This is a genomic window from Pseudomonas oryzagri (assembly GCF_020831405.1).
In the GTDB taxonomy this organism is placed as follows: domain Bacteria; phylum Pseudomonadota; class Gammaproteobacteria; order Pseudomonadales; family Pseudomonadaceae; genus Geopseudomonas; species Geopseudomonas oryzagri.
On sequence record NZ_JAJHPU010000031.1, the window covers coordinates 234,541 to 257,491 of the forward strand.

Consider the following 22,951-nt stretch of genomic DNA (forward strand, 5'->3'; position numbering starts at 1 on the left):
CGTCTCATGAACCTTCCCGCCTCCCCGCCGCGCCGCGGCCGCCCGCCCAAGCTCGACCGCGACAACCGCGAGACCCGCGACGCGCTGGTCCACTGCGGCATGCGCCTGCTCACCGAACAGGGCTTCCTCAGCACCGGCATCGACACCGTGCTCAGGGAGGTCGGCGTGCCCAAGGGCTCCTTCTATCACTACTTTCCCAGCAAGGAGGCCTTCGGCCGTGCCGTGCTGGAGCGCTACGCCGGCTACTTCGCCGCCAAGCTGGACCGCTGGCTGCTCGACGGGTCGCGCCCGCCGCTGGCGCGGCTCACCGACTTCGTCGCCGACGCGCGCGCCGGCATGGCGCGCCATGGCTACCGGCGCGGCTGCCTGGTCGGCAACCTCGGCCAGGAGGTGACCCAGCTGCCGGAAGGTTTCCGCGAGCAACTGGAAGCGGTGCTGCGCGACTGGCAGGCGCGCCTGGCCGCCTGCCTGCGCGCCGCCCAGCAAGACGGCAGCCTGGCGGCGACGGTGGATTGCGACGAACTGGCGGCGTTCTTCTGGATCGGCTGGGAGGGCGCCGTGCTGCGCGCCCGCCTGGTGCAGAACGACGCGCCGCTTGCGACCTTCATCCGTGGCTTTCTCGCCCTGCTGCCGCGCTGAGTTTTTTATCGCCCATTTCTAGACGATCGGTCTAAAACCAGAGAGGTGTGATCCATGTTCCGCGCCATCCTGATCGACAAGGACGACTCCGGCTACCGCGCCAGCCTGCAGGAACTCGACGAGGCCCGCCTGCCGGAGGGCGACGTGCGGGTACGCGTCAGCCACAGCACGCTCAACTACAAGGACGCCCTGGCGATCACCGGCAAGGGCCCGGTGGTGCGCCAGTTCCCCATGGTGCCGGGCGTCGACCTGGCCGGCGTGGTGGAGGAGAGCAGCCACCCGGACTTCAAGGCCGGCGACGCCGTGCTGCTCAACGGCTGGGGCGTCGGCGAGACCCACTGGGGCGGCCTGGCGCAGGTCGCGCGCCTCAAGGGCGACTGGCTGATCCCGCTGCCGCAGGGCTTTTCCGCCGCCGAGGCGATGGCGGTGGGCACCGCCGGCTACACCGCGATGCTCTCGGTGCTGGCCCTGGAGCGCCATGGCGTCAGCCCCGAGAAGGGCGAGGTGCTGGTCACCGGCGCCAGCGGCGGGGTAGGCAGCTTCGCCGTCGCCCTGCTGGCGCAGCTCGGCTACCGGGTGGTGGCCTCCACCGGCCGGGTCGAGGAGGCCGACTACCTCAAGCAGCTGGGCGCCGCCGAGATCATCCTCCGCGCCACGCTCGCCGAGCCCGGCCGTCCGCTGGGCCGCGAGCGCTGGGCCGGAGCCGTCGACTCGGTGGGCAGCCACACCCTGGCCAACGTCTGCGCGTCCACCCGCTACGGCGGCTGCGTGGCCGCCTGCGGCCTGGCCCAGGGCATGGAGTTCCCGGCCACGGTGGCGCCGTTCATCCTGCGCGGGGTGACCCTGGCCGGCATCGACAGCGTGATGCGCCCGCGCGCCGACCGCCTGGAGGCCTGGAGCCGCCTGGCCCGCGATCTGGACAAGAAACTGCTGGCGCCGATCACCCGCACCATCGGTCTCGAAGAGGTCATCGCGGTGGCCGGCGAACTGCTCGCCGGCCGGGTGCGCGGCCGGGTGGTGGTGGACGTCAATCGTTGAAGCCTCATCCACCTGATGGCGCCCACGCTGCCGCATGGGCGCCGGAGCCCTGGACGCTCCGCGTCCAGCCACGGGAGCGTCAGCCTGCGTAGCCCTCGCCCAGTGGGTAGGGTGGAAAACTCGCGCCAGCGATTTTCCACCGGCTCTTGCGCCGCCATGGTGGAAAAGACCTGCGGTCGTTTTCCACCCTACGGGGCTCCCGCGTGAGAGTCGCCAATGCGCAGGGTAGAAAGCTCGCGTCAGCAATTTTCTACCGAACCCTCCGCACCGCTGGTGGGAAAGACCTGCGGTCATTTCCCGTCCTCCCAACCATCACTGCGCCGCGTAGCCCTCGGCCAGATGCTGGTCCTTCAACTTCACGTAGTTGGCCGCGCTGTAGGTGAAGAACGCGCGCTCCTTGTCGCTGAGCGGGCGCGCCTGCTTGACCGGGCTGCCGACGTACAGGTAGCCGCTTTCCAGGCGCTTGCCCGGCGGCACCAGGCTGCCGGCGCCGATCACCACCTCGTCCTCGACCAGCGCGCCGTCCATGACGATGGCGCCCATGCCGACCAGCACGCGGCTGCCGATCTTGCAGCCATGCAGGGTCACCTTGTGGCCGACGGTGACGTCGTCGCCGATCTCCAGCGGGTAGCCGTCCGGGTTGAACGGCCCGGCGTGGGTGATGTGCAGCACGCTGCCGTCCTGGATGCTGGTGCGCGCGCCGATGCGGATGCGGTGCATGTCGCCGCGGATCACCGCCAGCGGCCACACCGAGCAGTCGTCGCCGAGGCTCACGTCGCCGAGCACCACGGCGCTGGGGTCGACGAAGGCGCGCGCGCCGAGCTGCGGGGTATGCCCCTGGAAGGTACGGATGGTCATGGCGGACTCTCTGATTGGCTTGAGCAAGCGTGCTAATTAGCACGATCCGCACGCGCCGGCGACCTCCAGGCCGCCGTGCGTCGGCCGCCGCTTGCGCCATTTCAGGCTCGTTATACTGTATGCAAATACAGTTATCGAGGAGCCCGCCATGCCGATCACCGCCCCGCTGCGCGGCCGCGGCAGCGCCAGCAACCCGGCCAACCGCTTCGCACCGACCCGCAGCGAGAGCGACGCGCAGTGGCAGGAGGAAGTGCCGGTCTCGATCGCCACCGAGATCCAGGAGGAGCGTTCGACGACCATCATCAGCCGCAACACTTCGCCGGACATCCCCTTCGACCGTTCGCTGAACCCCTACCGCGGCTGCGAGCACGGCTGCATCTACTGCTACGCGCGGCCGACCCACGCCTACTGGGACCTGTCGCCGGGCCTCGACTTCGAGACCAAATTGATCGCGCGAACCAACGCGGTGGAGCTGCTCGAGGCGCAGTTGAGCCATCCCAGCTACCGCTGCGCGCCGATCAACCTCGGCGCCAACACCGATCCCTACCAGCCGATCGAGCGCCAGTACCGGCTGACCCGCGGCTGCCTCAAGGTGCTGCTGCGCTATCGCCATCCCGTCACCATCGTCACCAAGGGCGCGCTGATCCTGCGCGACCTCGACCTGCTGCAGGCGCTCGCCGCGCAGAATCTGGTGCGGGTGTTCGTCAGCCTGACCAACCTCGACGACGGGCTCAAGCGCATCCTCGAGCCGCGCGCCGCCGCTCCGGCCGCGCGCCTGCGGGTGATCCGCCGCCTGCACGAGAGCGGCGTGCCGGTCGGCGTGCTGTGCGCGCCGATCATCCCGCAGGTCAACGACACCGAACTGGAGGGCCTGCTCGCCGCCGCCCGCGCGGCCGGCGCCGACAGCGCCGCCTACACCTTGGTGCGCCTGCCCCACGAGGTCGCCCCGCTGTTCGAGGAGTGGCTGCAAACCCACCTGCCGCAGCGTGCCGCCCATGTACTCAGCCTGATTCGCCAGTGCCGCGGCGGCAAGCTGTACGACGCCGGCTTCGGCCAGCGCCTGCGCGGCGAGGGGCCGTTCGCCGAGCTGCTCGCCCAGCGCTTCGCCGTCGCCCACCGGCGGCTGGGCTTCAAGCGCGGCAGCGAACTGCCCGCCCTCGATTGCGCGCGCTTCGCCCCGCCGGGGCGGCAGCTCGCGCTGTTCTAGACGACCAAGACCGCCTGCCGGCTGCACCCACGGCCATTTCTCATTACCATGGCTGCATGTGACTCCGTCGAATCCAGGGACTCTGCCGTGACCGCCACCAACCCGCTGCTGCAAGCCTTCGATCTGCCGCCCTATCCGGCGATCCGCCCGGAACACGTCGAGCCGGCCGTCGACCAAGTGCTGGCCGACAACCGCGCCGCCATCGAACGCATCCTCGCCAGCCAGGGCGCCAATCCCGACTGGAACGGCCTGGTGCTGGCGCTGGACGCGCTGAACGAGCGCCTGGCGCGCACCTGGAGCCCGGTCAGCCATCTCAACGCGGTGTGCAACAGCGCCGAGCTGCGCACCGCCTACGAGGCCTGCCTGCCCAAGCTGTCCGCCTACTACACCGAGCTGGGACAGAACCGCGCGCTCTACGACGCCTGGCACGCCCTGGCCGAAAGCCCCGCGGCGGCCGGCTTCGAGGTCGCCCAGCAGACCATCGTCAAGCACACCCTGCGCGACTTCCACCTCTCCGGCATCGATCTGCCGGCCGAGCAGCAGCAACGCTACGGCGCCATCCAGATGCGCCTGGCCGAGCTGTCCAGCAAGTTCTCCAACCAGCTGCTCGACGCCACCCAGGCGTGGACCAAGGCGATCGCCGACGAGGCGCAACTGGCCGGCGTGCCGGAGTCGGCCAAGGCGCAGATGCAGCAGGCCGCGCAGGCCAAGGGCCAGAACGGCTGGCTGGTGAGCCTGGAGTTCCCCAGCTACTACGCGGTGATGACCTACGCCGACGACCGCGCGCTGCGCGAGGAGGTGTACACCGCCTACAGCACCCGCGCCTCCGACCAGGGCCCCAACGCCGGCCAGCACGACAACGGCCCGCTGATGGCCGAGATCCTCGACCTGCGCCAGGAGCTGGCTCAACTGCTCGGCTTCGCCCACTACGCCGAGTTGAGCCTGGCCACCAAGATGGCCGAATCCACTACGCAGGTGCTCGGCTTCCTCAGGGATCTGGCGGTGCGCAGCAAGCCGTTCGCCGTGCAGGACCTGGCCGAGCTGCGCACCTTCGCCGCCACGCAGGGCGTCACCGATCTGGCCAGCTGGGACGTCGGCTACTTCGCCGAGAAGCTGCGCCAGAGCCGCTACAGCATTTCCCAGGAGCAGCTGCGCGCCTACTTCCCGATCGACAAGGTGCTCTCCGGGCTGTTCGCCATCGTCGAGCGCCTGTACGGCATCCAGATCGAGGAGCTGTCCGGCTTCGATAGCTGGCACCCGGACGTGCGCCTGTTCGAGATCCGCGAGAACGGGGAGCAGGTCGGGCGCTTCTTCTTCGACCTCTACGCGCGCGCCAACAAGCGCGGCGGCGCCTGGATGGACGGCGCCCGCGACCACTGGCGCAATGCCGCCGGCGAGCGCGTCAGCCCGGTCGCCAACCTGGTGTGCAACTTCACCCCTGCGGTGAGCGGCCAGCCGGCGTTGTTGACCCACGACGAGGTCACCACGCTGTTCCACGAGTTCGGCCACGGCCTGCACCACCTGCTGACCCGCATCGACTACGCCGGGGTGTCCGGCATCAACGGCGTGGCCTGGGACGCGGTGGAGCTGCCCAGCCAGTTCATGGAGAACTGGTGCTGGGAACCGGAAGGCCTGGCGCTGATCTCCGGCCACTTCGAGAGCGGCGAGGCGCTGCCGCAGGACGTCCTCGACAAGATGCTGGCGGCGAAGAACTTCCAGTCCGGTCTGATGATGCTGCGCCAGCTGGAGTTCTCGCTGTTCGACTTCGAGCTGCACGCCAGCCACGGCGACGGCCGCAGCGTGCTCGAGGTGCTGCAGGCGATCCGCGACGAGGTCTCGGTGATGCAACCGCCGCGCTGGAACCGCTTCGCCAACAGCTTCGCGCACATCTTCGCCGGCGGCTACGCGGCCGGCTACTACAGCTACAAGTGGGCCGAGGTGCTGTCCGCCGACGCCTTCTCGAAGTTCGAGGAGGAGGGCGTGCTCAACCCGGCCACCGGCCGCGCCTTCCGCGAGGCGATCCTCGCCCGCGGCGGCTCCCAGGAGGCGATGCAGCTGTTCGTCGACTTCCGCGGCCGCGAACCTTCCATCGACGCCCTGTTGCGTCACAGCGGCCTGAGCGAGGAGGCGGCATGAGCGAGTACAACCTGGGCGCGCCGGTGAAGCGTTTCATCGCCGGAGCCGTGTGCCCGGCCTGCGAGGCCATGGACACCGTGCAGATGTGGGACGAGGACGGCACCCCGCACCGCCACTGCGTGGTCTGCGGCTTCGCCGACACCCTCGACGCCAACGGCAACTCGATACCCAAGGAGCTGCCGACGCGGGTCAACGTCAGCGCGCTGAAACCCAAGGCCGCCGACCCCAAAGTGCAGACCGTGCAGTTCTTCCCCAATCCGAAGCTAAAGAAGCCGGAGTAAGGCTGAGTGGTCCCGAACGAGGCGTCCTGCGTGAGCAGGGCGCCTTTTTTGTTGCAGCGGTAGCGTAGAAAACCCGCGCAGCGGTTTTCTACGGCCGCCCGGCCAGGTGGACAAGGCTGCGCCGTTGTCCACCCTACGGCCCCGTCAACGCGCGTGGCAGGCTGCCAATCCTTCCTGCAGCGCCGCGGCGTCCTGCGGGGTCACGAAGATCAGCTCCAGCCGCGAATCCTTGCGCCACTCGCTGGCCCGCCACTCCAGCGGTGCGCCGTCCAGCGCGTTGGCGCTGTGCCAACCGTCGTCGGCGCCGTGCAGCACCAGCTTGGCGCGCCGCCAGGGCAGGCCGGCCAGCCAGGCGGCGACCCTGGCGCGGTCGAAGCGCTGGCTGGGATGCCAGCGCCAGCCGATGCTCCAGCCGCCGGCCTCCTCGTGGAGCTGGCAGAGCGGCTGCGTCGGGTCGCTCCACACTGCCGGCAGTGGGCCAGCACCTGTGGGTAACCTTTCCTGCCCGTCGCCCGCCTGTGCCCGCGCGTCGACGCCCGGCAACGCGCCGATGGCCAGGCGCCCCTGTTCGGTCCAGACCAGCGGCCGCGCCGGCAGGCGGGCGGCGAGGCGGGCGCGGGCCTCGGCGTCGAGGCTCTCGCTCTTGTTCAGCACCAGCAGTCCGGCCCCTTCCAGCGCGGCCTGCTGCGCGTCCGCCAGCGGCTGATCGGCGGCCAGCGCGGCGGCGTCCAGCACCAGCACGGCGGGCTGCACGGCGAGCACCCCGCGCCACGGCGCTTCGCCCAGCTGGCGCAGCAGCTCGGCCGGGTGGCCGAGACCGGACGGTTCGATCAACAGACGCTGCGGCCGCGCGCGGCGCAGCAGGCGACCGAGGCCGACCTGGAAGGGCGCGCCGTTGACGCAGCACAGGCAGCCGCCGGCCACCTCGCCGAGGGCGATGCCGTCCGCGCCGGTGGTGAGCAGAGCGGCGTCCAGGCCGATCTCGCCGAACTCGTTGATCAGCACCGCCCAGCGCTCGTCCGCCGGCTTCTGCGCCAGCAGCTCGCGGATCAGCGTGGTCTTGCCGGCGCCCAACGGGCCGGCGATCAGGTGGGTGGGAATCTGCTGGAGCATGGCCTTCCTGTGGATAAGCCTGGGGGTAAGCTGTGCGGGTCTGTGGACAACTACCTGCGAGCGTCATTCCCGCCAGCTTACCGGCAAAGCGCGATGGCCGCCCGCGCCAGCGTCGCCGCCGGCGGGTAAACTGCGCGCCGGCTCCGCGCGGAGCTGCAACCTGTCCACCCGGAGCCCGACCATGCGCCAGATCCTGTCCTTCCTGCTCGCCGCCCTGCCGCTGCCGGCCCTCGCCGAGGCCTGCGTGGTGCACAGCCAGGGCCAGGGCGTGGCCGTGCAGGTCTGCCAGGAGAACGTCAGCCTGCCCAAGGAGCTGTTCCGCAGTGGCTTCTGCCAGCCCAAGCTCAAGGACCAGGAGGTCAAGGTGGAGTTCGTCGAGCAGTGCCCGGGCGGCGCCTTCGGCGTGTGCCAAGGCGCCCAGGCCGGCAACGCCGCCTACCGGCAGAACATCCACTACTACGGCGTGGCCAGCGACGCCCGCTACCTGCAGCCGTTCTGCGAGCAGCAGAGCAAGGGCAAGTGGCAGAAGCCGCTGAAGACCGCCGCACCCGCCAAGCCCTGACGGAGCGGACGGCGCCCCTCAGGCCCGCGCCGGACACGCTCCACGCACCTGCCCGACGGCCCTGAATCAAGTACCGGGATACCAATTGCCAGCGGTAGGCAATCTGAGCGACTACACGATCGACTGGCTCAATGGCGCTGTTTAAATGCTTGAGCTGAGCGGGGAGAGAGCGGGGGAAATCGAGGGCATTGGCGGACCATGAACACACTGCTGCTCCACGATACTCCGGCTCGAGATCCAGACGATCAATGATCCGGCCACCAAGAGCCGCTGCGTATCGACTCGAACGCGTCAACCGGGTGATGGTAGACATACACCCAAGCCTCACCCAATGGAGTTTCCACCGGTTGGCACAGGAACAGGCTGTGCTCCGGATTTCGCGACCGAAAGCCTTCCAGGTGATCGAGTATCGCCAGGGTGCTCTCATCCACACCATAAACTTCGGCCAGCATGCCACCTGATGACTCCAACTTGGCCCCCGGGAACCAGCCGAGATGGTAAAGGGTGATGTTAGAGCAGCGCCTCGTCCAGATAGCGGGCATTCCGAAGCAGGCCATGATTAGCGAGGCCAAACTTCAGGGTTCCATAAACGGCTACTCGATGAGTTGCCGAGATGGATGACATGGCCTGTGGTTCCTTGTGGCCGCCTGAACCGGCGAGAGGTTCGTCATCTCACTCCCGTACGACACGCTGTGTCGCACCGGCAAGTGATACTTCCTCCCGCTCGATGGAGCCCTGCGCCAAAGCGAGTGTTTCTAGCTACAGGCACTCTCGCTAGGTGGCACCATTCGGGGTGCCGTGAATCGTGAAGAGTTGAGAACAACTCAGCCCTCCGAGATAAGTGGCCGACAACCCGCGCAGCCTCAGTGTTACCAGCCAATAAATTCAAACAAGACTTCGAATATTCAACATTGGAGATGTGCCGCCATGAACTCACCAGAAAACCAAACCAATAGCCCAAAGAATAGCCAGCTCCCATACGATAACTGGCTTGGAAAGCTCAGAAAATTCAAGAGCCCAATGTATTACTGGCATACCGGCCGAGAGTGGACCGCCGTCCTGAGCATGCTGGCGACCGGGATAGTCAGCATCCTGCTCTTCGTGGTCACCATGGGCGGGCTGTCGCTATTCGGCATCCTATTGGCCCTTTTCGCCGATGTGGCGGCGCTAATCATAGTCTTGCTGGTCGCTCTGCTCTTCCCGTCGATCGCAGGAGTCTTCGGGAGCCACCTCTTTATCATCTTGGTTATTCCGACCATTTCCGGCCTGTTGCTCTCGCGCGGCATCACTTACGTCGTAGCCAGAAGGTTGGGGCATATATGAACAGAACTCACCACCTGCCCGGCCAACGGCCTCTTTCGCCAATCCGGAGAGTCTGAACGGCGTCACTCAGCTCTCTTCATCTCTGACAAACTCCCCCGACTGATCTCACGCCGCGGCATCTTCTCGTTCAGCGTGCGCCGCGATAGCTGCAGCAGGGTCATGGCCTCGGCGATGTTGCCGCGGCCATGCTGCAGCGCCTGGGCAGGCACAGGGCCTCTAAGGCGTTCAGCTGTTCGGCCAGCTATAGGTAATCAGGCGGCCGGTTCGGCGGGGGCCAGCGGACGCGGCTCGCGGCCGTGACGGGCAGCGGCCTCGCGGGCAAGCTGCGCGAACAGCAGGCGGATGTCCTCGGAGGCTCACTCCAGTCCCATCTCGGCACGATAGCTTTGCGCCTGGTCGAGCAGCCAGTCGCGGAAGGCGCGCAGCGCCGCCGATTCTGCCTTGCGCTCGGGGACGATCAGGTAATAGGCCTTGTCGCTCAGGTAGGCGTGCTGCAAGGGCACGATCAGGCGGCCCTCGGCCAGCTCGCGCTGGATCAACAGCGGCGGAATCAGCGCCACGCCCATGCCGTGCATGGCGGCCTGGGCGAGCATGGAGAACAGCTCGTAGCGCGGCCCGCGCATATCGCCCTCGACCTGCAGGCCGAGCGAGCCGAACCACTGCCGCCAGGCGTACGGCCGGGTGCTCTGCTGCAACAGCGGCAAGGCGGCGATCGCCCGGGCGTCGAGGCTGCTGTGCGGAGCGACCAGCTCCGGGCTGCACACCGGCACCGGGTTCTCGCGCATCAGGAAGTCGGCGGCGGTGCCCGGCCAGTCGGCGTCGCCGAAGTACACGGCGGCGTCGAACTCGGTGTCGGCGAACAGGAACGGCCGGGTGCGGTTGGTCAGGTTGACTGTGACCTCGGGGTGGCGGCCCTGGAAGTCCTTGAGCCGCGGCAGCAGCCACTGGGTGGCGAAGGTCGGCACCACGGCGAGCTCCAGGCTGGTGCTGCCCTGCTGGCCCATCACCGCCAGGGTGTCGCGCTCCACCGCGTCGAGCTGGGCGGCGATGCGCCGGCCGTAGGACAGCCCCTCCTCGGTCAGACGCACGCCGCGGCGGGTGCGGCGGAACAGCTCGACGCCAAGGAAGGCCTCCAGCGCGGCGATCTGCCGGCACACCGCGCTCTGCGTCAGCGCCAGCTCCTCGGCGGCCTTGGTGAAGCTCTGGTGGCGCGCCGCCGACTCGAAGGCGACCAGCGCGGCGGTGCTGGGGATCTTGCGACGCATGTGCGACAGACTCACTGCATAAGCTGTACAGCTCACTTTACAGCAGTTTCGGAGTGCGCAAACAGCACAACAGCGTGCGAAATCCTCGGTTGCCGGGTGTCCTATGGACGCCTAGGATCAATGCATCGCCCTAGCGCGCCATAACCACAATTTCGAGGATGCCCCCATGGCTGCCAACGCCCGCTTCAACTGGGAAGACCCGCTGCTGCTCGACCAGCAACTGACCGCCGAGGAACGCATGGTGCGCGACAGCGCGCAGAAGTTCGCCGCCGACAAGCTGGCGCCGCGGGTGCTGGAAGCGTTCCGCCACGAGCAGACCGACCCGGCGATCTTCCGCGAGATGGGCGAGACCGGCCTGCTCGGCGCGACCATCCCGGTCGAGTACGGCGGCAGCGGCCTCAACTACGTGTGCTACGGCCTGATCGCCCGCGAGGTCGAGCGCATCGACTCCGGCTACCGCTCGATGATGAGCGTGCAGTCCTCGCTGGTGATGGTGCCGATCAACGAGTTCGGCACTGAGGCGCAGAAGCAGAAGTACCTGCCCAAGCTGGCCAGCGGCGAGTGGATCGGCTGCTTCGGCCTGACCGAGCCGAACCACGGCTCCGACCCGGGCTCGATGATCACCCGCGCCAGGAAGGTCGACGGCGGCTACCGCCTGACCGGCAGCAAGATGTGGATCACCAACAGCCCGATCGCCGACGTGTTCGTGGTCTGGGCCAAGGACGACGCCGGCGACATCCGCGGCTTCGTGCTGGAGAAGGGCTGGCAGGGCCTCAGCGCCCCGGCGATCCACGGCAAGGTCGGCCTGCGCGCCTCGATCACCGGCGAGATCGTCATGGACAACGTGTTCGTGCCGGAAGAGAACATCTTCCCCGAGGTGCGCGGCCTCAAGGGTCCGTTCACCTGCCTGAACTCGGCGCGCTACGGCATCGCCTGGGGCGCGCTGGGTGCCGCCGAGGCCTGCTGGCACACCGCCCGCCAGTACGTGCTGGACCGCCAGCAGTTCGGCCGTCCGCTGGCCGCCAACCAGCTGATCCAGAAGAAGCTGGCCGACATGCAGACCGAGATCACCCTGGCCCTGCAGGGCTGCCTGCGCCTGGGGCGGATGAAGGACGAGGGCACCGCGGCGGTGGAGATCACCTCGATCATGAAGCGCAACAGCTGCGGCAAGGCGCTGGACATCGCCCGCCTGGCGCGCGACATGCTGGGCGGCAACGGCATCAGCGACGAGTTCGGCGTGGCCCGCCACCTGGTCAACCTCGAGGTGGTCAACACCTACGAGGGCACCCACGACATCCACGCACTGATCCTCGGCCGCGCGCAGACCGGCATCCAGGCCTTCTACTGATCGCCACGGGGGATGGCCCGGGCGCCATCCCCCCTCCATCCCCCTCCGGTGCAACGGACCGCAGGTCTGTTCCGCCCCAGCAAGGAAGTTCCGCCATGTCCGGCGCCCTGGCCAATCTCCGCGTCCTCGACCTGTCCCGCGTGCTGGCCGGCCCCTGGGCCGGGCAGATGCTCGCCGACCTCGGCGCCGACGTCATCAAGGTGGAGCGCCCGGGCTCGGGCGACGACACCCGCCACTGGGGCCCGCCGTTCCTCAGGGACGCCGAGGGCCGCGACACCGCGGAGGCGGCCTACTACCTGTGCGCCAACCGCAACAAGCGCTCGCTGACCGTCGACTTCACCAAGCCGGAAGGTCAGCGCCTGATCCGCGAGCTGGCGGCGCAGTCGGACATCCTCCTGGAGAACTTCAAGGTCGGCGGCCTGGCCGCCTACGGCCTCGACTACGCGAGCCTGAAGGCGATCAACCCGCGGCTGATCTACTGCTCGATCACCGGCTTCGGCCAGCAGGGGCCCTACGCCCAGCGCGCCGGCTACGACTTCATGATCCAGGGACTCGGCGGGCTGATGAGCCTGACCGGGCGCAGCGAAGGCGAGGAGGGCGCCGGCCCGGTGAAGGTCGGCGTGGCGCTGACCGACATCCTCACCGGCCTGCACGCCAGCGTGGCGGTGCTCGCCGCGCTCAACCACCGCCACGCCAGCGGCGAGGGCCAGCATATCGACCTGGCGCTGCTCGACGTGCAGGTGGCCTGCCTGGCCAACCAGGCGCTCAACTACCTGACCACCGGCGTGGCGCCGCGCCGCCTGGGCAACGCCCATCCGAACATCGTGCCGTACCAGGATTTTCCGACGGCGGATGGCGACTTCATCCTCACCGTCGGCAACGACGGCCAGTTCCGCAAGTTCTGCGAGGTCGCCGGGCATCCGGAGTGGGCGGACGATCCGCGCTTTGCCAACAACAGCGCGCGGGTCGCCCACCGCGCCGAGCTGATCCCGCTGATCCGCCAGGCCACGGTGTTCAAGACCACCGCCGAGTGGGTCGCCGCGCTGGAGGATGCCGGCGTGCCATGCGGGCCGATCAACGACCTGGCCCAGGTGTTCGCCGATCCGCAGGTGCTGGCCCGCGGCCTCAAGGTCGACCTGCCGCATTCGCTCGGCGGCACCGCGCCGGGGGTGGCCAGCCCGCTGCGCCTGTCGGCCACCCCGGTGGAGTACCGCAACGCGCCGCCGCTGCTCGGCGAACACACTGAGCAGGTGCTCAGAGAGCGCCTGAGCCTGGATGGCGAAGCGATTGCCGCGCTGCGCGCCGGCGGGGTGATCTGAGGCGGTTTACCTCACGCGGTAGGTACTGCAACCGGGCCATAGGCCCGGTTTTTTTCAGGGCAGACCAGAGGCGGGAGCGCCGGCTGGCGACGTTCGAGCGATCAGCGCGCCCCCAGACCGGGCTGAGGGAGGGAGACAGCCCTCAGAGGTCGTAGACCACCGAGGTTTCCGGCAGTACCGAGAGATCCAGCGGACGCACCTCGCCGAGCCAGATGGCGCGGTCGCGGTGGTCGACGAGGTCCTCGCCGGTGATCGGGTGGACGAACACGGTGAGCCCGCCGCGATTGAGCGTCAGCCAGGGCAATACCTCGGCGAACAGCTCGGCGCGCAAGGCCAGCTGGCAGCTCCAGTCCGGGTGCGGGCCGACCGGCTTCTCGTGCACGCGGCCCATCTTCAGCCCCGGGAAGCGTGCGGCGGCCGCCTCGCACAGGGCGCGCGCCTGCTCGAGGGTGCCGGCGTCGAAGTAGACGTGGGCGTGCCAGCCGCGGATGCGCGCGCTGTCCAGATAGTCGGCCATCGTCTCAGCCCGCCAGCTGGCGGCGCAGCTCGGCCAGCACCGGCGCGCTGTCCGGGCGCACGCCGCGCCAGACGAAGAACGCCTCGGCGGCCTGCTCGACCAGCATGCCCAGGCCGTCCAGGGTGCGCGCCGCGCCCTGCCCGGCGGCCCAGCGGTTGAAGGCGGTCGGCTCCTTGCCGTACATCATGTCGTAGCACTGGGTGTGGCCGGGCTGGATCAGCGTCGGCGCCAGTGGCGGCAGCTCTCCGGCCAGGCTCGCCGAGGTGCCGTTGACGATCAGGTCGACCGGCGCGTCGAGCCAGTCGAAGCCGCTGGCCATCACCGGGCCGAGGTCGGCGAACAGGCGCGCCAGCTCCTCGGCCTTGGCCACCGTGCGGTTGGCGATCACCAGCTCGGCCGGCTGCTCGGCGAGGAAGGGCTCGAGCACGCCGCGCACCGCGCCGCCGGCGCCGAGCAGCAGGATGCGCCGGCCGCGCAGCTCGATTCCCGCATTCCTGAGGTCGCGCACCAGGCCGGCGCCGTCGGTGTTGTCGCCGAGCAGGCGGCCGTCCTCCAGCTTCTTCAGGGTGTTCACCGCGCCGGCGCGGGCGGCGCGCGCGGTCAGCTCGTCGACCAGGCGGTAGGCCTCCTCCTTGAACGGCACGGTGACGTTGGCGCCGCGGCCCTCGACGAAGAATTCGCGGGCGAACGCGGTGAAATCCTCCAGCGGCGCCAGCAGCGCCTCGTAGCTGAGCTGCTCGCCGGTCTGCGCGGCGAACAAGCGATGGATCAGCGGCGACTTGCTGTGGCCGATGGGGTTGCCGAACACGCAATAGCGGTCCATGGAGATCCTCGAAGCAGGCGGAAACCGTCGGGTGGACAACGGCGCAGCCTTGTCCACCTGGGAGCATTGCGGTGGAAGATCGCTGCGCGCGTCCTCCACCCTACGGGGTTCAGGCGTTTTCGCCCAGCCAGTCGCGGTCCTGGAGGAAGTACTCGGTCAGGCGCGCCTCCGGGGTGCCCGGCTCCGGCTTCCAGTCGTAGCCCCAGCGCACGATCGGCGGCAGCGACATCAGGATCGACTCGGTACGCCCGCCGGACTGCAGGCCGAACAGGGTGCCGCGGTCGAACACCAGGTTGAACTCCACGTAGCGGCCGCGACGGTAGGCCTGGAACTCGCGCTGCTGCTCGGTGAACGGGGTGGCCTTGCGCTTCTGGACGATCGGCAGGTAGGCGTCGATGTAGGCGTCGCCCACCGCGCGGATGAAGGCAAAGCAGGTGTCGAAGTCCCACTCGTTGAGGTCGTCGAAGAACAGGCCGCCGATGCCGCGCGGCTCGCCGCGGTGCTTGAGGTGGAAGTAGCGGTCGCACCAGGCCTTGTAGCGCGGATAGACGTCGGCGCCGAACGGCTCGCAGGCGGCGCGCGCCACCCGGTGCCACTCGATGCAGTCTTCCTCGACGCCGTAGTAGGGGGTCAGGTCGAAGCCGCCGCCGAACCACCACACCGGCTCCTCGCCTTCCTTCTCGGCGCAGAACAGCCGCACGTTGGCGTGCGAGGTGGGCACGTGGGGGTTTTCCGGATGGATCACCAGCGACACGCCGAGGGCCTGGAAACTGCGCCCGGCCAGTTCGGGACGGTGGGCGCTGGCCGACGGCGGCAGACCGTCGCCGAACACGTGGGAGAAGTTGACCCCGCCCTTCTCGATCAGCGCGCCGTTTTCCAGCACCCGGGTGCGGCCGCCACCGCCGCCCTCACGCTCCCAGCTTTCCTCGCGAAAGCGCGCGCCGCCGTCCTCGGCTTCGAGGGCGGCGCAGATACGGTCTTGCAGGTCGAGCAGGTAGGCCTTCACGGCGGCGATACGATCAGTCACAAGTCACCTCGAATCCAGACTGGGCCGCGCAGCGCGTGGCCTGCGGCGCGAAACAGGCGGCAAGCATACCACCGCCGCCGGCGCCTCGCGCTTGACGCAGGTCGGTGCGCCGGGTTGGATGGGCGCCTTGCTCTCCCACGAGGATTCCGGCCATGGCCAAACGCATTCAGCTCAGCCGCACCGGCGGCCCCGAAGTGCTCGAGTACGTCGATTTCACCCCGGCCGCGCCCGGCCCGCGCGAGGTGCTGGTGCGCAACCAGGCCGTCGGCCTCAACTTCATCGACATCTACTACCGCAGCGGCCTGTACCCGCTGAACCTGCCCGCGGGCTTGGGCAGCGAGGGTGCCGGGGTGGTCGAGGCGGTCGGCGCCGAGGTTCACGAGTTCCGGGTCGGCGAGCGGGTGGCCTACTGCACCGGCCCGCAGGGCTCCTACGCCGAACTGCACTGCGTGCCAGCCGACGTGCTGGTGGCGCTGCCCGACGGGGTGAGCTGCGAGCAGGCCGCCGCGGCGACCCTCAAGGGCCTGACCGTGCAGTATCTGCTGCGCCAGATCGGCCAGCTCCAGGGCGGCGAAACCGTGCTGTTCCACGCCGCCGCCGGCGGCGTCGGCAGCCTGGCCTGCCAGTGGGCCAGGGCGCTCGGGGTGAAGCTGATCGGCACCGTGGGTTCGGCCGAGAAGGCCGCGCGCGCCGAGGCGCTGGGCGCCTGGGCGACCATCGACTACAGCCGCGAGAACGTGGTGCAGCGGGTGCTGGAGCTCACCAATGGCGAGAAATGCCCGGTGGTCTACGACTCGGTGGGCAAGGACACCTGGGAGACCTCGCTGGACTGCGTGGCCAAGCGCGGTCTCATGGTCAGCTTCGGCAACGCCTCCGGGCCGGTCACCGGGGTCAACCTCGGCATCCTCGCCCAGAAGGGCTGCCTGTACGTCACCCGGCCGACCCTGGCCGGCTACGCCGACACCCCGGCGCGCCTGCGCGCGATGGCCGCCGAGCTGTATGGGCTGATCGCCGATGGCACCCTGCAGGTGGACATCGGCCAGCGCTACGCCCTGGCCGACGCCGCCCAGGCGCAGATCGCCCTGAGCGCGCGGCAGACCGTGGGCTCCACCATCCTGCTGCCCTGATAGGCCGCCCCTGTCGGGCCATGCCAGCCCGGCAGGGGACCAGCGGATGGCCGCTCTTGCAAGCCCGCCCATTCAAGCAAATGCCTTACAAAATTCATGGCATTGCAAAGCACGCACGGCTAGATTTGACCGAGTTCGCATTTTTGGACCGGGAAGTCCGCACCGGCCTTCCACACGCCCATAACCTCGGTGATTCGTCATGGCAGACTCGATCCGCACCCCGAAGGGCGCCCGCCCCGCCGTTGCGCCCGATCCACACACCCCCGCCAGCGCGCAACGCTCCGCCAGGCGCTGGAGTTGGGCATACCACAAGATACGCTCGCTGGAGTGCGGTCCGCTGACGGCGGCCTGGCGCGCGACCCGCTTCGCCCTGTTCGGCAGCACCGGTCGTTTCCTCAGTCGGCACGGCTGGACCAAGCTGCGTCGCTCCGACGACTGAAGCGCGAGCCGGCGCAGCCCGAGCCGACTTCGCCGCTCGGCCGGGACGAAGGCTCGGCTACGAGGGACGGATCACCTGACCACTGCGCAGGTCGCGGATCAGACTGGGGTTCTTGCGCCCGCCGACGGCGCCGCCGAGCACGCCATCCAGCTGGTCGCCGAAATACTGCTCGACGCGCAGGCGTGAACGCGCCGCCGGGCGGCCGGCCGGGTTGGCCGAGGTCGACACCAGCGGGCCGGTGTGGGCGCACAACGCGCGCACCAGCGGGTGGTCGCTGACGCGCAGGGCCACGCTGTCGTGCATCCCGCTGATCCACTCGGGCAGGCGCCCCTGGTGCGGCACCAGCCAGGTGTTCGGCCCCGGCCAGCTGCGCGCGAGCTGCGCCTGCCAGGCCGCCGGCAGGTCGGCGAGCAGGAAGTCGAACTGGCCGATATCGGCGGCGACCAGGATCAGGCCCTTTTCCACCGGTCGCTGCTTGAGTTCCAGCAGACGATACACCGCCGCGGCATCCCACGGATCGCAGCCCACGCCCCACACCGCCTCGGTGGGATAGGCGATCACTCCGCCCTGGCGCACCACCTGCGCCGCCCGCCGCACCCGCCACTCTCCGACCATGCCCCTCTCCGCCTACCAGGAAAACTGCGGCGCAGTTTACCTGCTGGCGGTGCAGAGGCGAGCCTCGCGACGACGGCCAGCCGGCGCCGCCTCAGCTGCAGCAGACCCAGCAGCCGTTGTCGCGCGCGATCCGTCCGTCCAGCTCCAGTTCGGTGAGCTGGACCAGCAGCTCGGGCAGCGCCAGGCCGCTGCTGACCGCCAGCGCCTCGTTGCTCTGCGGGGCGGCGCGCAGCAGGGCGAGCAGCGGGTGCTCGGCGCCCGGCGCGTCGCCCGCCGGGTGCGGCGCCGGCATCGCCGGCTGGTGCTGCCAGCCGCGCAGGGCGGCGAGGATGTCCTCCACCGTCTCCACCAGTTGCGCGCCCTCGCGGATCAGTTGGTGGCAGCCGCGCGCACCGGGGTGATGGATCGAGCCGGGGATGGCGAACACCTCGCGGCCCTGCTCGGCGGCCAGTCGCGCGGTAATCAGCGAGCCGCTCGACGGGCTGGCCTCGACCACCAGCACGCCGAGCGACAGGCCGCTGATGATGCGGTTGCGGCGCGGGAAGTTGGCGGCCTGCGGCGGCGCGTCGAGCGGCAGTTCGGAGACCAGCGCGCCACCCTCGGCGAGGATGCGCTGGGCCAGGCCGCTGTGCCGCTTGGGATACAGACACTCCAGGCCGGTGCCGAGCACCGCCACGGTGGCGCCGCCGGCCTCCAGGGCGCCGAGGTGGGCGGCGCCGTCGATGCCCAGGGCCAGGCCGCTGGTGACCACGAAGCCGCCGCCGGCCAGGCTGCGGGCGAAGCGCGCGGCGGTATCCAGCCCCGGCCGGCTGGCCTGGCGGCTGCCGACCATCGCCAGCTGCGGGCGCTCGAGCAGCTGCGCCGCGCCGGCGACGAACAGCAAAGGCGGCGCATCGCCCAGCTCGCCGAGCAGGGCCGGGTAACGCGGATCGTCATGGCACAACAGGTGCCGGGCGGGCTGCTCCAGCCAGCGCAGGGCGGTGGCAGCCTGCTCGCGCACACCTGCGCTGCGCCGCGCCACGGCGGCGACCTCGGGCAGACCGAGGGCGCGCCAGGCGCTGGCCGGGGCGCTGAGCGCGGCGGCGGCCGAGCCGAAGGCGGAGAGCAGCAGACGGAAGCGCCGCGGACCGATCTCCGGCAGGGCGTGCAGACGCAGGCGGGCTTCCGTCTCGGCCGGCGACAGGGCGGCGGGGCAGGGCATGGCGATCATCCTTGATCGGGAAAGAAGGGAAGCTCAGGAGACTAGGAGTTCACCGCCCAAAAGACAACGCCCCCAGGTGGGGGCGCTGGTGTCGAGCATAGCGGGTTACGGATTGCGCACCTTGTCGAGTACCGACAGCGAACGGGTGGCGTTGAGCACCAGGCCGTAGCTGAGCTTGTCGTAGGTGCGGAACACCATCAGCAGGCCGGAGCGCTCGTCGGGGATCTTCACGCTCTCGCCGGTGATGCGGTCGCGCACGGTCTCGCCGGTCTTGTACACCGCCAGCACGTTGCCTTCCTCGAGGCCGTCGCGACGGCCCTTGTTGAGGGTGACCACGTCGAGCTGGCCGATCTGGGTCACGCCGCGCGGCACGTCGAGGATCACACCGTCGATCTGGCTGGCCGGCTCGCTGGGCATGAAGGTCGAGCTGATCGAACGCTCCTCGGTGGGCAGCAGACGGTCGCCCAGGCGGACTTCCTGGGTGGTGCGGCTGAGCGCCAGGGTGGCGATGTCGCCTTCCTCGGCGACCACCTCGCCGGTGCCGATGTCGTCGGCGTTGATACCGAGGACCTCGCCGGTCTGCGGGTCGGTGTAGGCCTTGCCCTGACGGAAGATGCCGTAGACCTGGCCCTCGCCGCCGTGGACGAAGTCGCCGCGCGCGTACAGACGGTCGCCGGCGCCGCTGATCACGCGCTCGGCATTGCCGGCCACCACGTAGGGGGCCTGGCTGAACTCGACGTCGCTGTCGAGGATGCGGTTGCTGAGCAGGAAGCTGTTGATCTTCTCCAGCGGGATGGTCGGGATCGACTCGGCCAGCGGGGTGCTGCGCACGTTCGGCGACAGCTTGATGGTGCCGCGCGACTCGCCTCGGTTGAGCACGATGCGTGGCTGGCCGTCGACGTAGACCAGGTTGAGTACGTCGCCCGGGTAGATCAGGTTGGGGTTCTGTACCTGCGGGTTGGCCTGCCAGATTTCCGGCCATTTCCACGGCTGACGCAGGAACTTGCCGGAAATGTCCCACAGCGTATCGCCGCGCACTACCGTGTAGGCTTGCGGATGGCCGTCCTTGAGCTGGACTTCGGCCTGGGCCAGACTGCCAGCCGCCATCAGCAGCAGGGCGACTAATGATTTCCTCATGAGGTGAATCCCTTTATCATGTGCCGACTAGACGCCGCAGTGCGCAGGCCGGCGAAATACGCGGTTTCAGGCCGGTTTTCGGGCTGCCGGCCATCTTATCAGCCGGTTTTCGATTGATTCCACAAGTGCATCACAAACGCATATGGCGATCCTGAACATTCTCGAATTCCCCGATCCGCGGCTGCGCACCCTGGCCAAACCGGTGACGGCGGTGGACGACTCCATCCGCCAGCTGATCGACGACATGTTCGAGACCATGTACGCCGCGCCCGGCATCGGCCTGGCGGCGACCCAGGTCAACGTGCACCTGCGCGTGGTGGTAATGGACCTGTCCGAGGACAAGAGCGCGCCGCGGGTGTTCATCAACCCCGAGCTGGAAGCGCTCACCCAGGACCTCGGCCCCTACCAGGAAGGCTGCCTGTCGGTGCCCGGCTTCTACGAGAACGTCGACCGCCCGCTCGCGGTGCGCATCAAGGCGCTGGACCGCGACGGCCAGCCGTTCGAGGAAGTCGCCGAGGGCCTGCTCGCCGTGTGCATCCAGCACGAGTGCGACCACCTCAACGGCAAGCTGTTCGTCGACTACCTGTCCAGCCTCAAGCGCGACCGCATCAAGAAGAAGCTGGAAAAACAGCATCGCCTGCAACACTCCTGATTCACCGGAAGGCTTGCCCGCGGCAAGCCTTTTTTCTTGAGCGAGCCCCATGAGCCAGCCCCTGCGCATCGTCTTCGCCGGTACCCCGGAATTTGCCGCCATTCACCTCCAGGCCCTGCTCGATGCGGGCCTCACGCCGGTGGCGGTGTACACCCAGCCCGATCGTCCGGCCGGCCGCGGCCAGAAGCTGATGGCCAGCCCGGTCAAGCAGCTCGCCGTCGCCCACGGCATCGCCGTCCACCAGCCGCAGACCCTGCGCGATACGGCCGCCCAGGCCGAACTGGCGGCTCTCGAGCCCGACCTGATGGTGGTGGTCGCCTACGGCCTGATCCTGCCGCAGGTGGTGCTCGACATCCCGCATCTCGGTTGCATCAACAGCCACGCTTCCTTGCTGCCGCGCTGGCGCGGCGCCGCGCCGATCCAGCGCGCGGTGCAGGCCGGCGACGCCGAGAGCGGCGTCACCGTGATGCAAATGGAGGCCGGCCTGGACACCGGGCCGATGCTGCTCAAGGTCACCACGCCGATCTCCGCCAGCGACACCGGCGGCAGCCTGCACGACCGCCTGGCGGTACTGGGCGCCGCCGCGGTGGTCGAGGCCATTCCGCAGCTGGCTGCCGGCAGCCTGACGGGCGAAGTACAGGACGACGCCCTGGCTACCTACGCGCACAAGCTGAACAAGGACGAGGCGCGCCTCGACTGGAGCCGTCCGGCCGTGGAGCTGGAGCGCCTGGTGCGCGCCTTCAATCCCTGGCCGATCTGCCACACCACGCTCGGCGAGGCGGCGCTCAAGGTCTACGCCGCCGCGCTGGCGGAAGGACAGGGCGCGCCCGGTACCATTCTCGACGCCAGCCGCGACGGCCTCACCGTGGCCTGCGGCGAGGGCGCGCTGCGCCTGACCCGCCTGCAGCTGCCGGGCGGCAAGCCGCTCGATTTCGCCGACCTGTACAACAGCCGCCGCGAGCAGTTCGCCGCCGGCCTGGTGCTGGCCTGATGAGCCTCGATCCGCGGCTGGCCGCCGCCCGCGCGCTCGGCGCCGTGCTCGCCGGCAAGGCCTCGCTGGGCAGCGCGCTGCCGGCGCAGCTGGACAAGGTCGAGCCGCGCGACCGCGGCCTGACCCAGGAGCTGGCCTTCGGCGCCGCGCGCTGGCAGCCGCGCCTGGCCCTGCTCGCCGAGCAGTTGCTGCACAAGCCGTTCAAGGCCGCCGACAAGGACCTCGAGGCGCTGCTGCTGATCGGCCTCTACCAGCTGCTGTACACACGGATTCCCGCCCACGCGGCGATCGGCGAGACGGTCGGTTGCGTCGACAAGCTGAAGAAGTCCTCGGCCAAGGGCCTGCTCAACGCCGTGCTGCGCCGCGTGCAGCGCGAGGGCGAGGCGTTGCTCGCCGCGCTGGAGAAGGACCCGGCGGCGCGCACCGCCCATCCGCGCTGGCTGCAGAAGGCGCTCAAGGCGCACTGGCCGGCGGACTGGGAAGCGATCTGCGCCGCCAACAACAGCCATCCGCCGCTGACCCTGCGGGTCAACCGCCGCCACGGCAGCCGCGACGCCTATCTCGCCGAGCTGGCCGCCGCCGGCATCGCCGCGCACGCCTGCCCGTTCAGCACGGATGGCGTGCAGTTGGCCAGCCCCTGCGACGTCACCAGCCTGCCGGGCTTCGCCGAAGGACAGGTCAGCGTGCAGGACGAAGCCGCCCAGCTGGCCGCCGACCTGCTCGAGCTCAAGCCGAAGCTGCGCGTGCTGGACGCCTGCTGCGCCCCCGGCGGCAAGACCTGCCACCTGCTGGAGGCCGAGCCGACCCTCGACGTCACCGCCGTCGATCTGGAGGAGAGCCGCCTCACCCGCGTACGCGAGAACCTCGCGCGCCTCAAGCTCGACGCCAAGCTGGTCGCCGCCGATGCCCGCGCCGTCGACCAGTGGTGGAACGGCCAGCCGTTCCAGCGCATCCTCCTCGATGCGCCCTGCTCGGCCACCGGGGTGATCCGCCGCCATCCGGACATCAAGCTGACCCGCCAGCCCGAAGACATCGCCGCGCTGGCCAGCCTGCAGGGCGAGCTGCTCGACGCCCTGTGGCCGACCCTCGAGGTCGGCGGGGTGCTGCTCTACGCCACCTGCTCGACCCTGCCGACCGAGAACAGCGAAGTGATCCAGGCCTTCCTCGCCCGCACGCCGGGTGCGCGCGAGCTGGACATCCCCGGGCCGTTCGGCGTGAAGCAGCCGTACGGACGCCAGTTGCTGGCCCAGGTCGACGGCCACGACGGTTTCTACTATGCCAAGCTGATCAAGATCGCCGCGACGCCGCGGGCCTGACGGATCGGCGGGATGGG

25 protein-coding genes are annotated in these 22,951 nt (G+C 69.4%); 14 read left to right on the forward strand and 11 right to left on the reverse strand.

Features of this window, described 5'->3' with window-relative positions:
- The first annotated feature begins 6 nt into the window (after positions 1 to 6).
- Together acuR and acuI are read left to right on the forward strand one after the other, a co-directional pair.
- On the forward strand, positions 7 to 639 hold the full coding sequence (gene acuR, locus LMJ29_RS11735; protein WP_229605698.1) for an acrylate utilization transcriptional regulator AcuR: 633 nt from the start codon (positions 7 to 9) through the stop codon (positions 637 to 639).
- Between the two features lie 54 nt (positions 640 to 693).
- The gene (gene acuI / locus LMJ29_RS11740; protein WP_229605699.1) at positions 694 to 1,677 is read left to right on the forward strand and encodes an acrylyl-CoA reductase (NADPH); all 984 of its coding nucleotides are present in this window, start codon (positions 694 to 696) and stop codon (positions 1,675 to 1,677) included.
- Between the two features lie 312 nt (positions 1,678 to 1,989).
- Here the strand turns inward: acuI and LMJ29_RS11745 are convergent, their stop codons facing one another.
- A complete protein-coding gene (locus LMJ29_RS11745) occupies positions 1,990 to 2,535 on the reverse strand; it encodes a gamma carbonic anhydrase family protein (protein ID WP_229605700.1) in 546 nt (181 codons plus the stop codon).
- Positions 2,536 to 2,683: 148 nt separating this feature from the next.
- On the opposite strand from LMJ29_RS11745, the gene LMJ29_RS11750 reads away from it, so the two are divergent.
- Genes LMJ29_RS11750 through LMJ29_RS11760 form a run of 3 tightly spaced genes read left to right on the forward strand, consistent with a single transcriptional unit; the run spans position 2,684 to position 6,159 of the window.
- Complete coding sequence (locus LMJ29_RS11750; RefSeq protein ID WP_229605701.1) at positions 2,684 to 3,742, forward strand: PA0069 family radical SAM protein; 1,059 nt, start codon at positions 2,684 to 2,686, stop codon at positions 3,740 to 3,742.
- 48 nt (positions 3,743 to 3,790) lie between these two features.
- Positions 3,791 to 5,878, forward strand: a complete 2,088-nt coding sequence (gene prlC, locus LMJ29_RS11755; RefSeq protein WP_229605702.1) for an oligopeptidase A — start codon at positions 3,791 to 3,793, stop codon at positions 5,876 to 5,878.
- Entirely contained in the window at positions 5,875 to 6,159 is a 285-nt protein-coding gene (locus LMJ29_RS11760; protein ID WP_229605703.1) for a YheV family putative zinc ribbon protein, read from the forward strand. The genes prlC and LMJ29_RS11760 overlap by 4 nt, the downstream gene beginning before the upstream one ends.
- A 144-nt stretch (positions 6,160 to 6,303) precedes the next feature.
- Here LMJ29_RS11760 and LMJ29_RS11765 read toward each other — a convergent pair whose 3' ends face one another.
- A complete protein-coding gene (locus LMJ29_RS11765) occupies positions 6,304 to 7,272 on the reverse strand; it encodes a CobW family GTP-binding protein (protein WP_229605704.1) in 969 nt (322 codons plus the stop codon).
- 181 nt (positions 7,273 to 7,453) lie between these two features.
- On the opposite strand from LMJ29_RS11765, the gene LMJ29_RS11770 reads away from it, so the two are divergent.
- Positions 7,454 to 7,834 (forward strand): NADH:ubiquinone oxidoreductase, encoded by a 381-nt coding sequence (locus LMJ29_RS11770; protein WP_229605705.1) that lies wholly within the window; start codon positions 7,454 to 7,456, stop codon positions 7,832 to 7,834.
- Positions 7,835 to 8,079: 245 nt separating this feature from the next.
- On the opposite strand, the gene LMJ29_RS11775 is transcribed toward LMJ29_RS11770, so the two are convergent.
- On the reverse strand, positions 8,080 to 8,391 hold the full coding sequence (locus LMJ29_RS11775) for a gamma-glutamylcyclotransferase family protein (protein ID WP_319942219.1): 312 nt from the start codon (positions 8,389 to 8,391) through the stop codon (positions 8,080 to 8,082).
- Positions 8,392 to 8,761: 370 nt separating this feature from the next.
- On the opposite strand from LMJ29_RS11775, the gene LMJ29_RS11780 reads away from it, so the two are divergent.
- Positions 8,762 to 9,157, forward strand: a complete 396-nt coding sequence (locus LMJ29_RS11780) for a hypothetical protein (RefSeq protein ID WP_229605707.1) — start codon at positions 8,762 to 8,764, stop codon at positions 9,155 to 9,157.
- A 62-nt stretch (positions 9,158 to 9,219) separates the two neighbouring features.
- On the opposite strand, the gene LMJ29_RS11785 is transcribed toward LMJ29_RS11780, so the two are convergent.
- The gene (locus LMJ29_RS11785; RefSeq protein WP_377655974.1) at positions 9,220 to 9,366 is read right to left on the reverse strand and encodes a helix-turn-helix domain-containing protein; all 147 of its coding nucleotides are present in this window, start codon (positions 9,364 to 9,366) and stop codon (positions 9,220 to 9,222) included.
- A 147-nt stretch (positions 9,367 to 9,513) separates the two neighbouring features.
- Positions 9,514 to 10,422 (reverse strand): LysR family transcriptional regulator, encoded by a 909-nt coding sequence (locus LMJ29_RS11790; RefSeq protein ID WP_229605708.1) that lies wholly within the window; start codon positions 10,420 to 10,422, stop codon positions 9,514 to 9,516.
- A gap of 166 nt (positions 10,423 to 10,588) precedes the next feature.
- Between LMJ29_RS11790 and LMJ29_RS11795 the strand changes: the two genes are divergently transcribed.
- Positions 10,589 to 11,770, forward strand: coding sequence for an acyl-CoA dehydrogenase (locus LMJ29_RS11795; protein WP_229605709.1), 1,182 nt, complete (start codon positions 10,589 to 10,591; stop codon positions 11,768 to 11,770).
- Positions 11,771 to 11,865: 95 nt separating this feature from the next.
- A complete protein-coding gene (locus LMJ29_RS11800; protein ID WP_229605710.1) occupies positions 11,866 to 13,089 on the forward strand; it encodes a CaiB/BaiF CoA transferase family protein in 1,224 nt (407 codons plus the stop codon).
- 142 nt (positions 13,090 to 13,231) lie between these two features.
- On the opposite strand, the gene LMJ29_RS11805 is transcribed toward LMJ29_RS11800, so the two are convergent.
- The 3 genes from LMJ29_RS11805 to hemF all read right to left on the reverse strand — a co-directional run bounded on the left by LMJ29_RS11805 (position 13,232) and on the right by hemF (position 15,456).
- Complete coding sequence (locus tag LMJ29_RS11805) at positions 13,232 to 13,606, reverse strand: DOPA 4,5-dioxygenase family protein (RefSeq protein ID WP_229605711.1); 375 nt, start codon at positions 13,604 to 13,606, stop codon at positions 13,232 to 13,234.
- A 4-nt stretch (positions 13,607 to 13,610) separates the two neighbouring features.
- The gene (aroE, locus tag LMJ29_RS11810; RefSeq protein WP_229605712.1) at positions 13,611 to 14,429 is read right to left on the reverse strand and encodes a shikimate dehydrogenase; all 819 of its coding nucleotides are present in this window, start codon (positions 14,427 to 14,429) and stop codon (positions 13,611 to 13,613) included.
- 109 nt (positions 14,430 to 14,538) lie between these two features.
- Positions 14,539 to 15,456, reverse strand: coding sequence for an oxygen-dependent coproporphyrinogen oxidase (gene hemF, locus LMJ29_RS11815; RefSeq protein WP_229605713.1), 918 nt, complete (start codon positions 15,454 to 15,456; stop codon positions 14,539 to 14,541).
- Positions 15,457 to 15,608: 152 nt separating this feature from the next.
- On the opposite strand from hemF, the gene LMJ29_RS11820 reads away from it, so the two are divergent.
- Positions 15,609 to 16,583: an NADPH:quinone reductase gene (locus LMJ29_RS11820; RefSeq protein WP_229605714.1), complete on the forward strand. Its 975-nt coding sequence runs from the start codon at positions 15,609 to 15,611 to the stop codon at positions 16,581 to 16,583.
- A 199-nt stretch (positions 16,584 to 16,782) separates the two neighbouring features.
- Positions 16,783 to 17,022 carry a hypothetical protein gene (locus LMJ29_RS11825; RefSeq protein ID WP_229605715.1) on the forward strand — a complete coding sequence of 80 codons (240 nt, stop codon included), beginning with the start codon at positions 16,783 to 16,785 and terminating at the stop codon, positions 17,020 to 17,022.
- A gap of 57 nt (positions 17,023 to 17,079) precedes the next feature.
- On the opposite strand, the gene LMJ29_RS11830 is transcribed toward LMJ29_RS11825, so the two are convergent.
- The 3 genes from LMJ29_RS11830 to LMJ29_RS11840 all read right to left on the reverse strand — a co-directional run bounded on the left by LMJ29_RS11830 (position 17,080) and on the right by LMJ29_RS11840 (position 19,975).
- Positions 17,080 to 17,637: an L-threonylcarbamoyladenylate synthase gene (locus LMJ29_RS11830; RefSeq protein ID WP_229605716.1), complete on the reverse strand. Its 558-nt coding sequence runs from the start codon at positions 17,635 to 17,637 to the stop codon at positions 17,080 to 17,082.
- A 91-nt stretch (positions 17,638 to 17,728) separates the two neighbouring features.
- Positions 17,729 to 18,838: a DNA-processing protein DprA gene (gene dprA, locus LMJ29_RS11835; RefSeq protein ID WP_229605717.1), complete on the reverse strand. Its 1,110-nt coding sequence runs from the start codon at positions 18,836 to 18,838 to the stop codon at positions 17,729 to 17,731.
- A gap of 105 nt (positions 18,839 to 18,943) precedes the next feature.
- Positions 18,944 to 19,975 (reverse strand): LysM peptidoglycan-binding domain-containing protein, encoded by a 1,032-nt coding sequence (locus LMJ29_RS11840; protein WP_229605718.1) that lies wholly within the window; start codon positions 19,973 to 19,975, stop codon positions 18,944 to 18,946.
- 142 nt (positions 19,976 to 20,117) lie between these two features.
- Here LMJ29_RS11840 and def point away from each other — a divergent pair, with 142 nt between their 5' ends.
- Genes def through rsmB form a run of 3 tightly spaced genes read left to right on the forward strand, consistent with a single transcriptional unit; the run spans position 20,118 to position 22,934 of the window.
- The gene (gene def / locus LMJ29_RS11845; RefSeq protein ID WP_229605719.1) at positions 20,118 to 20,627 is read left to right on the forward strand and encodes a peptide deformylase; all 510 of its coding nucleotides are present in this window, start codon (positions 20,118 to 20,120) and stop codon (positions 20,625 to 20,627) included.
- Positions 20,628 to 20,676: 49 nt separating this feature from the next.
- Positions 20,677 to 21,618: a methionyl-tRNA formyltransferase gene (gene fmt / locus LMJ29_RS11850; RefSeq protein WP_229605720.1), complete on the forward strand. Its 942-nt coding sequence runs from the start codon at positions 20,677 to 20,679 to the stop codon at positions 21,616 to 21,618.
- Complete coding sequence (gene rsmB / locus LMJ29_RS11855; protein WP_229605721.1) at positions 21,618 to 22,934, forward strand: 16S rRNA (cytosine(967)-C(5))-methyltransferase RsmB; 1,317 nt, start codon at positions 21,618 to 21,620, stop codon at positions 22,932 to 22,934. The genes fmt and rsmB overlap by 1 nt, the downstream gene beginning before the upstream one ends.
- Positions 22,935 to 22,951 lie beyond the last annotated feature (17 nt).